This window comes from Massilia sp., assembly GCF_032106685.1.
GTDB lineage: Bacteria > Pseudomonadota > Gammaproteobacteria > Burkholderiales > Burkholderiaceae_D > Telluria.
In genome coordinates, this window is the sequence record NZ_DAMCPG010000023.1 from 12,678 (window position 1) to 24,276 (window position 11,599).

Annotated in this window: 12 protein-coding genes; 7 read left to right on the plus strand and 5 right to left on the minus strand. The window is 64.5% G+C overall.

Features of this window, described 5'->3' with window-relative positions:
• Positions 1 to 5: 5 nt before the first annotated feature.
• From lptC to RT688_RS13905, 6 genes are all read left to right on the plus strand, one after another.
• Positions 6 to 602, plus strand: coding sequence for an LPS export ABC transporter periplasmic protein LptC (gene lptC, locus RT688_RS13880; protein WP_313705447.1), 597 nt, complete (start codon positions 6 to 8; stop codon positions 600 to 602).
• 30 nt (positions 603 to 632) lie between these two features.
• Positions 633 to 1,196: a lipopolysaccharide transport periplasmic protein LptA gene (gene lptA / locus RT688_RS13885; protein ID WP_313705448.1), complete on the plus strand. Its 564-nt coding sequence runs from the start codon at positions 633 to 635 to the stop codon at positions 1,194 to 1,196.
• A gap of 2 nt (positions 1,197 to 1,198) precedes the next feature.
• The gene (gene lptB, locus RT688_RS13890) at positions 1,199 to 1,957 is read left to right on the plus strand and encodes an LPS export ABC transporter ATP-binding protein (RefSeq protein WP_313705449.1); all 759 of its coding nucleotides are present in this window, start codon (positions 1,199 to 1,201) and stop codon (positions 1,955 to 1,957) included.
• A 34-nt stretch (positions 1,958 to 1,991) separates the two neighbouring features.
• A complete protein-coding gene (locus RT688_RS13895; RefSeq protein ID WP_313705450.1) occupies positions 1,992 to 3,473 on the plus strand; it encodes an RNA polymerase factor sigma-54 in 1,482 nt (493 codons plus the stop codon).
• A 65-nt stretch (positions 3,474 to 3,538) separates the two neighbouring features.
• The gene (gene hpf, locus RT688_RS13900; RefSeq protein WP_312550893.1) at positions 3,539 to 3,892 is read left to right on the plus strand and encodes a ribosome hibernation-promoting factor, HPF/YfiA family; all 354 of its coding nucleotides are present in this window, start codon (positions 3,539 to 3,541) and stop codon (positions 3,890 to 3,892) included.
• Between the two features lie 126 nt (positions 3,893 to 4,018).
• A complete protein-coding gene (locus RT688_RS13905; protein ID WP_313705451.1) occupies positions 4,019 to 5,104 on the plus strand; it encodes an enoyl-CoA hydratase/isomerase family protein in 1,086 nt (361 codons plus the stop codon).
• 188 nt (positions 5,105 to 5,292) lie between these two features.
• Here RT688_RS13905 and rapZ read toward each other — a convergent pair whose 3' ends face one another.
• The 5 genes from rapZ to ilvA all read right to left on the minus strand — a co-directional run bounded on the left by rapZ (position 5,293) and on the right by ilvA (position 10,789).
• The gene (rapZ, locus tag RT688_RS13910) at positions 5,293 to 6,156 is read right to left on the minus strand and encodes an RNase adapter RapZ (RefSeq protein ID WP_313705452.1); all 864 of its coding nucleotides are present in this window, start codon (positions 6,154 to 6,156) and stop codon (positions 5,293 to 5,295) included.
• Between the two features lie 118 nt (positions 6,157 to 6,274).
• A complete protein-coding gene (gene hprK / locus RT688_RS13915) occupies positions 6,275 to 7,210 on the minus strand; it encodes an HPr(Ser) kinase/phosphatase (protein WP_229437698.1) in 936 nt (311 codons plus the stop codon).
• A 34-nt stretch (positions 7,211 to 7,244) separates the two neighbouring features.
• Complete coding sequence (locus RT688_RS13920; protein ID WP_312551095.1) at positions 7,245 to 7,727, minus strand: PTS sugar transporter subunit IIA; 483 nt, start codon at positions 7,725 to 7,727, stop codon at positions 7,245 to 7,247.
• Between the two features lie 325 nt (positions 7,728 to 8,052).
• The gene (gene queF / locus RT688_RS13925; protein ID WP_313705453.1) at positions 8,053 to 8,883 is read right to left on the minus strand and encodes an NADPH-dependent 7-cyano-7-deazaguanine reductase QueF; all 831 of its coding nucleotides are present in this window, start codon (positions 8,881 to 8,883) and stop codon (positions 8,053 to 8,055) included.
• Between the two features lie 373 nt (positions 8,884 to 9,256).
• On the minus strand, positions 9,257 to 10,789 hold the full coding sequence (gene ilvA, locus RT688_RS13930) for a threonine ammonia-lyase, biosynthetic (RefSeq protein ID WP_313705454.1): 1,533 nt from the start codon (positions 10,787 to 10,789) through the stop codon (positions 9,257 to 9,259).
• A gap of 181 nt (positions 10,790 to 10,970) precedes the next feature.
• Between ilvA and RT688_RS13935 the strand changes: the two genes are divergently transcribed.
• Complete coding sequence (locus RT688_RS13935) at positions 10,971 to 11,474, plus strand: YqaA family protein (protein ID WP_312551102.1); 504 nt, start codon at positions 10,971 to 10,973, stop codon at positions 11,472 to 11,474.
• Positions 11,475 to 11,599 lie beyond the last annotated feature (125 nt).

Sequence of the window (11,599 nt, forward strand, 5' to 3'; positions counted from 1 at the left end):
GAGCCATGGCGACCCTCGTGAACCGCCGGACCTCGCACCGCTGGAAGCTGCTGGCGCTGATGCTCACGGCCGTATTCTTCGCCTTCGGCAGCTTCTGGCTGCTGCAGGCCCTGCAATCGGAAGACACGGACAATCTCGGCAACGCCGGGAACGAGCCGGACTACATCGTCGAGAACTTCAGCCTGGTGCGCATGACCGAGAGCGGCCAGCCGCGCTACCTGGTGTCGGGCGAGCGCCTGGCCCACCATCCGGTGAGCGATGTCTCGGAGGTGAGCAAGCCGGTGGTCGAGAGCATGGCGCCGGGACGGCCGCGCATGACCATGCACGCCGACCGCGCCCAGATCCACCACCAGGAAAACCGGATCGAGCTGATCGACAACGTCGACATCGTGCGCCCGGCCACGCCGGCGTCGGAAGCGATGCGCGCGCGCACCAGTGCGCTGACCGTGCTGGCCGACGAGGAGATCGTCAGGACCGACCGTCCGGTGCAGATGGAGCTCGGCGCGTCGACCGTCAACAGTGTCGGCCTGGTGGCCGAGAACCCGACCCAGAAGGTGCACCTCGGCCGCGGCCAGATCGTCTATCCGCCGCGCCAGCGCTGACCCACACAACACAAGGAACGAGCACCCAACATGAAAAAAATCCTCGCTGCCGCCGTCCTCACGCTGCTGTCGCTGTCCGCTTCGGCCGAACGCGCCGACTCGCTCAAGCAGGCTGTGGTCAACTTCGATTCGCTCGACATCGACGAAGTGACCCAGACCCGCATCCTGACCGGCAACGTGGTCCTCACGCGCGGCACGCTCACCATGAAGTCCGACCGCGCGCTGGTCAAGGAAACGCCGGAAGGCTACATGAGCGTCACGCTCACCGCCGGCCCCGGGCGCGTCGCGACCTTCCGCCAGAAGCGCGACGGCGCGGGCGACCTGTGGGTCGAGGGCCAGGCCGAGCGCATCGAGTACGACGAGCGCCAGGAACTGGTGAAACTGTTTTCGAAAGCCGTCGTCAAGGAACTGGAAAACGGCCGCCTGACCAATGAACTCAACGGCGCCTACATCTCCTACGACAACCGGCGCGAAGTGGCGGCCGTGCGCAACGACGCCAGCGGCGAAAGCAAGGTCGGCGGCGGCCGCGGCACCCTGATCATCGCGCCGCGCCGCACCGGACCGGCGCCAGCGGCCACACCCGCAGGAAAGTAAACATGAAAGATGCAAGCACGCGCAGCACCCTGGTGGTCCGGGGGCTGCAGAAAAGTTACGGCAAGCGCCTGGTGGTGCGCGACGTCTCGCTGGAAGTGGGCTGCGGCGAAGTCGTCGGCCTGCTCGGCCCGAACGGCGCCGGCAAGACCACCTCGTTCTACATGATCGTCGGCCTGGTGCCGTCGGACGCCGGCGCGATCGAGATCAACGGCACCGACATCTCCAGCCTGCCGATCCACCGGCGCGCGGTGCTGGGCCTGTCCTACCTGCCGCAGGAAGCCTCGGTGTTCCGCAAGCTGACGGTCGAGGACAACATCCGCGCCGTGCTGGAACTGCAGCGCAACGAGGACGGCAAGCCGCTGTCGAAGGACGCCATCAACGAGCGCCTCGATTCCTTGCTGGCCGAGCTCCAGATCGAGAAGCTGCGCGAGAACCCGGCGCTGTCGCTCTCGGGCGGCGAACGCCGCCGCGTCGAGATCGCGCGCGCGCTGGCAACCAATCCGCGCTTCGTGCTGCTCGACGAACCCTTCGCCGGCGTCGACCCGATCGCGGTGATCGAGATCCAGCGCATCGTGCGCTTCCTGAAGGAGCGCGGCATCGGCGTCCTGATCACCGACCACAACGTGCGCGAGACGCTCGGCATCTGCGACCGCGCCTACATCATCAACCAGGGCGCCGTGCTGGCCTCGGGCCGCCCTGACGACATCATCGCCGACGAATCCGTGCGCCGCGTCTACCTGGGCGAGCATTTCCGCATGTAGCACTCACGAAGCATCAATCAAGCAGCAACAAGCGATGAAACAATCCCTGCAACTTCGGACTTCGCAGCACCTGGCGCTCACCCCGCAGCTTCAGCAATCGATCCGCCTGCTGCAGTTGTCCACGCTGGAACTGCACCAGGAAATCGAGCAGATCCTGTCCGACAATCCTCTGCTCGAGCGGCTGGACGATCCGCTCGACCACTCGGTGCGCCTGCTCGCCGACGGCGCCATCAGCAATGCGCCCAGCACTGGCGAGGCACCGGCCGCGCCGGCTGCGGAAGAGGGGACGCCGAACGGCGAAGCGGCGGATGGCGTCGACGCCGCGGGCGCCGACGGCGAACGCGATGCCGACCGGGGCGACGCCGACTGGGGCGAACCCGGACGCGCCGGGGGCAATGGCGAGGACGAGGATGGCCGGCCGCAGCTGGAAGCGGCCGGCGTCACGCTGCGCGAGCACCTGTCGGAACAGGTGCGGGTGACGGGATTGAGCATGCGCGACCGCGCGCTGGCCGAACTCGTGATCGACGCCATCGACGACAACGGCTACCTGGAAGAGCAGCTCGACGAGATCCACGCGCGCCTGCCCGAGGAACTCGAGGTCGAGATGGACGAGCTGCGCTGCGCGCTGGCGCTGGTGCAGAGCCTCGATCCGGTTGGCGTGGGCGCAAGGAGTGCGGCCGAGTGCCTGGCGCTGCAGATCCGCGCCATGCCGGGCGTGCCGCTGGTGACGCGGCGCATGGCCCTCAAGATCGTCGAGGGCTATCTCACCTGGTTCGCCCAGCGCGAATTCAACAAGCTCAAGAAGGCGCTCGACTGCGACGACGAAGACCTGCGCGAAGCCCAGGCCGTGATCCGCCAGTGCCATCCGCATCCCGGCGCCGCCTTCGCCTCGAGCACCTCGGACTACGTGGTTCCGGACGTAATTGTCCGGAAAACGAAGAACGGCTGGGGCGTGATGCTGAACCAGGACGTGATGCCGCGCCTGCGCGTGAACAACATGTACGCGGCCCTGCTCAAGCAGGGCAAGGGCGAGAGCCAGATGAGCGCGCAGCTGCAGGAAGCGAAGTGGCTCATCAAGAATATGCGCCAGCGCTTCGACACGATCCTGCGTGTTTCGCAGGCAATCGTGGAGCGTCAGCGGAACTTTTTCAGCCATGGCGCGGTTGCCATGCGGCCCCTTGTGCTTCGTGAGATAGCTGATACACTAGGACTACACGAGAGCACAATTTCTCGTGTCACAACTCAGAAATTCATGCTGACCCCGCACGGCATGTTTGAGTTGAAGTATTTCTTCGGAAGCCACGTCGCCACCGAAGCGGGGGGCGAAGCGTCTTCGACGGCGATCCGGGCTCTCATCGTGCAACTGACAGGAGCAGAAGACCCCAAGAACCCATTATCCGATAGCAAGATCGCGGAAATGCTCGGTGAACAAGGAATGGTCATCGCACGCCGCACGGTTGCCAAGTACCGTGAGGCGCTGAAAATTCCTCCCGTTAGTCTCCGCAAATCCTTGTAACGGCGGCACCCTCGCGCTTCCTTGCGGCGCGGCGCGGCAGCCGCCACATCTTCAAAGGAGTGTGTATGAATCTCACCATCAGCGGCCACCACCTCGACGTTACCCCCGCCATCCGTGAATACGTACAGAACAAGCTCGAACGCATTACCCGCCATTTCGATCAAGTGATCGACTCCCACGTGATCCTCGCCATCGACAATCTCACCGAAAAAGACAAAAGGCAGAAAGCCGAGATTAATGTGCGCATGTCCGGCAAGACCGTACACGTGGAAAGCGTTGCGCAAGACCTGTACGCGGCGATCGACCTGTTGATGGACAGGCTGGATCGGCAGGTGATGAAATACAAAACCATCCTGCAGAATCATAGTCACGAGGCGCTCAAGCGCCGCCCTGAAGGCGGAGAGGCAGCCGTCGCCTGACAGGCCGGCAAGCACCGTCTGAACGAGGGCGCCACATGGCGCCCTTTTCATTTCTTGCTGCTACGTCAATACCCCAGGGGCGAAGAGCTTCGGTAGAATGGATGTTTTTTCGACCACGACCGAACCATGACCGATTTCGTCCTGACCCGCGTTGCCAACGGCACCGGCACGATCACCCTCGACCGTCCGAAAGCCTTGAACTCGTTATCGCTGGAGATGGTGCGGCGCCTGACCGAGGTGCTGCTGGCCTGGCGCGACGACGCCAACGTCGACGCGGTGGTGATCACCAGCAGCAGCGAAAAAGCCCTGTGCGCGGGCGGCGACATCCGCTTCTTCCACGAAGCCGGCCACGCGACGCCGATGGGCGGCAGCGCGCTGCTCGAGGATTTCTTCACCGAAGAATACGCGCTGAACCACCTGATCCATTTTTATCCGAAGCCGTATGTCTCGATCATGGACGGCGTCGTCATGGGCGGCGGCATGGGCATCGCCCAGGGCGGTCCGGAAACGGGCCTGCGCATCGTGACCGACCGCACCAAGATGGCCATGCCGGAAGTGAACATCGGCCTGTTCCCGGACGTCGGCGGCAGCCATTTCCTGTCGCACGCGCCTGGTCAGCTGGGCAATTACCTCGGCCTCACTGGACTGACCATCGGCGCGGCCGACGGCTTGTATGTGGGCCTGGCGGACGTGTACGTGCCCGGCGCCCAGCTGGGCGCGTTGACGGCCTTGATCGAATCGACGCCCGGCGCGCAACTGGCCGACGCAATCCGTGGCTTTGCGGCCGGCTTCGCGAGTGAAGTGGGCGCCAGTGAACTGCAGGCCCAGCGCGCCGCGATCGACGCCCATTTCGGCGCCGCGTCGGTCGCCGCGATCATGGAATCGCTGTCGCGCGACGAAAACCCGTTCGCCCAGAAGGCTTTGGCCGCGATGCGCCAGCGTTCGCCCCTGATGATGTGCGTGACGCGCGAAATGCTGGTGCGCGGCGCCGCAATGGATGTCGCCGACTGCCTGCGCATGGAGCGCTCGCTGGTGCGCCGCAATTTCGAGCACGGCGAAGTGCTGGAGGGCGTGCGCGCGCTAGTGATCGACAAGGACAATGCGCCGAAGTGGAACCCGGCGACGCTGGAAGAGGTGACGCCGGCGATGGTGGAGCGCTTCTTCGAGCCGGTGTGGCCGGCGTGCGCGCATCCGTTGCGGCATCTCGATTGAGCGCCTGCCCGTAGGGTGGGCGGCTCTACCCTGCGGACCGCGACCACGAAGCCCATGCGCCGCCCACGCGTTCAACTGGCGCATGCAATGCCGCGCGGTCACTCATCCGTGCGTTGAACGCGTGGGCGGCGCACAAGCCGCGTCTACCTTGGTTGCAAGGGTGCAGCCGCCCACCCTACGAAATGCGCTTACGACTGCTCGCGATGGCGCAGGACCACGCGTTCGGTCTCGCCGAAATACGCGGCCAGGCGCTCGGCCATGTACACCGAGCGATGCTGGCCGCCGGTGCAGCCGACGGCCACCGTCAGGTAGCTGCGGTTGTCGGTCTTGAACGACGGCAGCCACTTTTCGACGAACTTGCGGATGTCTTCCAGCATCTCGGTGGCGCTCGGCTGGGCGTCGAGGAAGGCGATCACCGGGGCGTCCTTGCCGGTCAGCGGGCGCAGCGACAAATCGTAGTAGGGATTCGGGATGGCGCGCACGTCGAACACGAAATCGGCGTCGAGCGGCACGCCGACCTTGAAGGCGAAGGATTCGAAGAACAGGGTCAGCGGCGCGTGTTTCACTTCCGCCAGTTCCTTGATCCAGGCGCGCAGTTTATTCGCCGAGGCTTCCGAGGTGTCGATCACGTGGCCGAGCTGCTCGATCGGCGCCAGGCGCTCGCGCTCCTCGGCGATGCACTCGATCAGGGTACGGCGCGAAGCCGGGTTTTCGCCGGGACGCAGCTGGTGCGACAGCGGGTGGCTGCGGCGCGTTTCGGAAAAGCGCGCGACCAGCGAATGCGTGCTCGCGGTCAGGAACATGACCTTGAGCTCGTGGCCTTCTTCTTTCAGCGCACGGATGTTGATCGGCAGTTCGACCAGCGACTCGGCGCTACGCGCATCGACCGCCACCGCCAGCTTCGCGGTCTGCTGGGCGTCGACGGTCTTGACCAGGTGCGGCAGCAGGGCCGGCGGCAGGTTGTCGACGCAGTAGTAGCCCGCGTCTTCGAGGACGTTCAGGGCAACCGATTTGCCCGAGCCGGAGATGCCGGTAATGAGTACGATGTGCATGGCCCGATGATACCGCAACAGTACGACCTTGTCGCCGCCGGGGTGGATACATATCGAACGTTCAAGGGATATGCCGGCAAATCGCGCGAGTTAATGGTTAAAAATTAGAGGTGAAAAATCAGTCGCCGCTCATCGCTTGCCGTTGCCGCTCCATGAATTCCTGCAGGGTGTCGATGCCGCGCAGCTGCAGGATGGTGTTGCGCACCGCGGCCTCGAGCAGCACCGCGATGTTGCGGCCAGCCGCGACCGGGATCACGACCTTGCGGATCGGCAGGCCCAGCACTTCCTCGGTCGGGAAGTGGAAGGGCAGGCGCTCGACTTCCTCGTCGAGCACGCCGCGCTTGACCAAATGAACAATTAATTTCAGCCGCATCTTGCGGCGCACGGCGGTCTCGCCGAAGATCGCCTTGATGTCCAGCAGGCCCAGGCCGCGCACTTCCAGCAGGTTCTGCAGCAGCGGCGGGCAGCGGCCCTCGATCATGTTCGGCGCGATGCGCGAGAACTCGACCGCGTCGTCGGCGACTAAACCGTGCGAACGCGAGATCAATTCCAGGCCCAGTTCGCTCTTGCCCAGGCCCGAATCGCCCGTGATCAAGACGCCCACGCCCAGCACGTCCATGAAGACGCCGTGCATGATGACGCGCTGCGCCAGTTTCTTCGAGAGGTAGACCCGCAGGAAGTCGATCACCTGGGCCGCCGGCAGCGGGGTCGAGAACAGCGGGATGTTCTGCTCGTCGCAGATGGCGAGGATGTCGGGCGGGGTTTCGAGACCCTGCGCGATGATCAGGGCCGGCGGGCCGCCGCCGATCAGCTCGCCGATCACGTGGGTGCGCGAGCTCGATTTCAGGCGGTGGTAGTAATTCAGTTCCTGGTGCCCGAACACCTGGATCCGGCCCGGGTGGATCAAATTCAGGTGGCCGACCTGGTCGGCGGCCGAGGCGACATCGCCGGAGATCAGGCGCTCGCCGCCGGGAAAGCCGGCGAACCAGCCGAGTTGCAGGCTGTCGCGGTTATCGTCGTACAGCCTTTGGATGGTGAGCGGAGTCTGCAGCATGGCACGCGGTCCTAGGGGGAATCAACCCCCCAGTTTAACCCAAGGCCTGCAAGCTGGGTTGCCAGTTGATAATGCGTTCGTGCACCGAGCGTGGATCGGGGTCGGTGGCCAGCGCATTGCGGATCGCCTCGTCCGAGAACAGCTCGGCGATCTCGGACAGGATTTCCAGGTGCTGCTGGGTCACGTGGTCCGGGATCAGGAGGAAGAACAGCAGGCTGACCGGGCGGCCGTCCGGCGACTCGAAGGGAATCGGCGAGGACAGGCGGACAAAGGCCGCGATCGGGTTCTTCAGGCTCTTGCTGCCCTTGATGCGTCCGTGCGGTACGGCGACGCCATGGCCCAGGCCGGTGGAGCCGAGGCGCTCTCGTGCGAACAGGTTGTCCGTCACGGTCGAGCGCGCGATACCGCAGTTGTTCTCGAAAATGAGTCCCGCCTGTTCGAAGGCGCGCTTCTTGCTCGACACTTCGATGTCGAGCTGGACGTTTTCGAGCGAGAGGATTTTGCTAAGATTGGTCATAACACGCTTCTGGATGGTGCGGCGGACTTGCGGAGCAGAATTATAGGCCGGTTCCGTTGGCCTGTAATTCGATTTCGCGTCGGTATCCTACCCCTGTCACGGACCGGTTTCGAGCCCTCATCGGGTCGTGTGCGAAGCAGTATTTGCGCTTTCGCAAGGCCCAACGCAATTTCCGCTACGAAAAACTCGATCCCCTGGACGAAACCGGGGCCGGAACCCCGTTTCGCCGTCTTTTCCTCGTATTTGGGGGCGCTTCCCGAAAACCCGAGGTCTCAAACAAGTGTTGTTTTTTCGTCAGTAACTGTGGCTGTAAAGGCACACATTATTACTGACGTGCGCCGCGCAGGTTGTGTGGGCGGCCGGTGCTGAAGTTGGCGCGCCAGGGATTGATGTCGAGGCCGCCGCGGCGGGTGTAACGCGCATAGACCGCGAGCTGGCTTGGCTTGCACTGGCGCAGGATGTCCATGAAGATGCGTTCAACACATTGTTCGTGGAATTCGTTGTGCTCGCGGAAACCGATCAGGTAGCGCAGCAGGCCTTCCTGGTCGATCTGCGGGCCGGCGTAGCGGATCTGCACGCTGCCCCAGTCCGGCTGGCCGGTGACCAGGCAGTTCGACTTCAGCAGGTGCGACACCAGCGTTTCCTCGACCGGGGCCTCGTCGAAGTTCGCGCTCAGGAGTTCGGGCGCCGGCGAATAGGCGTCGATGTCGATGTCCAGGCGGTCGAGCGAAAATCCCTCGAGTTCGCCCATCTTCAGTTTGCCGAAGTTGTCCGGCTCGGTCAGCGCGACGTGGACCGGCGCGCCGAAGGCGTTCGACAGGTCGTCGCGCAGCAGCGCCAGCAGGGCGTCGGTGTTCGCCAGGCGGGTCTGGTTGAAGGAGTTCAGATACAGCTTGAACGACTTCGACTCGACGATGTTGGGCGAATCGGCCGGAGCGCTGATGGTGGCGATCGCCACCTGCGGCTTGCCGCGCATGTTCAGCCACGACAACTCATAGGCATTCCAGATGTCCACGCCGAAGAAGGGCAGCGTACCCTTGATCGCCAGCTCGTCGCGCTTTTGCTGGCGCGGGATCGGGAACAGCAGCTCGGGAGCGTACTGGGTCTGGTAGGCGGAGGATTTGCCGAGTGGCGATTGATCGGGTGTATTGTTCATGATCTGGTCTCGATGAGTTGGCGCTGCGCACTAGCTCTTGATGCATGCGCGGTCGGATGCCGGACCGGTGCGGCAAAGCCGCGTATCGTACACCTTTCTGCGGATGGGTGGGCGTTTCGGTGGGGCGTACGGGGTGTTCGTTCCGTTGTGATAACGGATAGGCATGAGAGACGGTGGCGCGGGACGGTAGGGTGGGCGGTTCCACCCGGCAGGCGATGATGAGGCAGCGTGTGCGCCGCCCACGCGTTCAACGCACGCGCGCGCCGTCGCGGCATATCCAGCGTCGGTTGAACGCGTGGGCGGCGTAGAGGCCGCCGTCACGCACACCTTCGGGTGGAGCCGCCCACCCTACGGGTCGATGCGTAGTGCCGGTTCAAAGAAACAGCTTGTACACCGGATTCGCGCTCTCGTCCCAATACCGGTATCCCAGCGTCGCCAGGAACTGCCTGAACTCGTCCATCTCTTCGGCCGGCACCTGCAGGCCGACCAGGATGCGCCCGACGTCGCCGCCCTGGTTGCGGTAGTGGAACAGCGAGATGTTCCAGTTCGGCGCCATGCTGTCCAGGAAGCGCATCAGGGCGCCGGGGCGCTCCGGGAATTCGAAGCGGTACAGCAGCTCGTCGTGGGCCAGCGTGCTCTTGCCGCCGACCAGGTGGCGGATGTGCAGCTTGGCCAGTTCGTCGTGGGTCAGGTCGAGCGTGCGGAAGTCGTGCTGCTCGAAGGTGCGCGCGAGCAGGCCTGACTCGCCGCGGCTGCCGACCTGCACGCCCACGAACACGTGGGCCTGGCGTTCGTCGCTGATGCGGTAGTTGAACTCGGTGACGTTGCGCGGGCCGACCAGCGCGCAGAAGCGGCGGAAACTGCCGCGCTGCTCGGGGATCGTCACCGCGAACACGGCCTCGCGCGCCTCGCCCAGCTCGGCGCGCTCGGCGACGAAGCGCAGGCGGTCGAAATTCATGTTGGCGCCGCAGGCGACCGCCACCAGGGTCTCGTTCTTCACCGGCTGGCGGCTCATCTGCGAGCGCTCGACGTAGGCCTTGGCGCCGGCCACCGCCAGCGCGCCGGCCGGTTCCAGGATGCTGCGGGTGTCCTGGAACACGTCCTGGATCGCGGCGCAGATAGCGTCGGTGTCGACCAGGATGATTTCGTCCACCACTTCCTTCGCGACGCGGAAGGTCTCTTCGCCGACCAGGCGCACCGCGGTGCCGTCCGAGAACAGGCCGACGTCGGGCAGGGTCACGCGCTCGCCCGCCTTCAGGCTCTTTGCCATCGCGTCCGAATCGATGGTCTGCACGCCGATGATCTTGATGTCGGGCCGCACCGCCTTCACGTAGGCGCCGATGCCGGAAATGAGCCCGCCGCCGCCGATCGCCACGAAGATCGCATGGATCGGGCCCGAGTGCTGGCGCAGGATCTCCATCGCGATGGTGCCCTGGCCGGCGATGACGTCGGGGTCGTCGAAGGGGTGCACGAAAGTCAGTTTCTGTTCGCGTTCGAGCTGGATCGCGTGGTTGTAGGCGTCGGTGTAGGAGTCGCCGTGCAGCACCACCTCGACCGCCGCGCCGCCGCGCGCCTTCACCGCCTCGATTTTTACTTGCGGGGTGGTGGTCGGCATCACGACCAGGGCGCGGCAGCCCAGGCGCGCGGCCGACAGGGCCACGCCCTGGGCGTGGTTGCCGGCCGAGGCGCAGATCACGCCGCGCTTCAGGGCTTCGGGCGAGAGGTGGGCCATCTTGTTGTAGGCGCCGCGCAGCTTGAAGCTGAACACGCTTTGCATGTCCTCGCGCTTGAAATAGATGCGGTTGGCGAAGCGCTGCGACAGCGTCGGCGCCAGTTCGAGCGGGGTTTCCTGGGCGACGTCGTAGACGCGGGCGGTCAGGATTTTCTTCAGGTAGTCGGTGGTCATGGTCGGAGGGGATGAATGAAAAAGCCAGTGTCCTGGTTCCGGTGACGCGAGACTGTGTTTCCCGGCGTGGGTGGCCGAGGCGTGCAGCCGATACGAAGCGCTGGGTCGCAGGCTCGTCGTATCGTGTCGAAGCGATGGGTTTTCCTCATTATAATGGACAGCTCCGACTTCACGTTCTCCCATGATCGAAACCGCTGTCCTCTGGCTGCTGAAAGTCCTCGCCGCTCCCACAGTCGGGCTCACGTCGGTCTTCGTCATCTCCTTCGTCTCCGCCACCCTGGTGCCGCTCGGCTCCGAGCCGGCCGTGTTCGCCGTCGTGAAGGCCAACGAGGCCATGTTCTGGCCGGCGATCCTGGTCGCCACCGTCGGCAACACGCTCGGCGGGGTGCTGAACTACGGGATCGGCTACCGGGCGAAGATCGCGTTTGCGAAAGAGCGCCAGAGCCGCTGGTTCGGCTGGCTGCGCCGCTTCGGGGCGAAAACCATGCTGCTGTCCTGGCTGCCGGGCATCGGCGACCCCTTGTGCTCGCTGGCGGGCTGGCTGCACCTGCCGTTCTGGCCGAGCGTGATGTACATGGCCATCGGCAAGCTCGCGCGCTATCTCACCATGACGGCGGCGCTGCTGTACATACCGGACGGGTTCTGGAAGCAGATCGGGGACATGGTTACGCAGGTCACCGGTTGATCCTGGTCGCGTCGGTTGCATACCCGATGCGATTCGGATGGGCTTGTTCAACGGCACATTTTCGATGCCAGTAAGGCTGTCCATGCAAACGAAATTTGCATAGACAGGCCCTTGTGCATATTTTG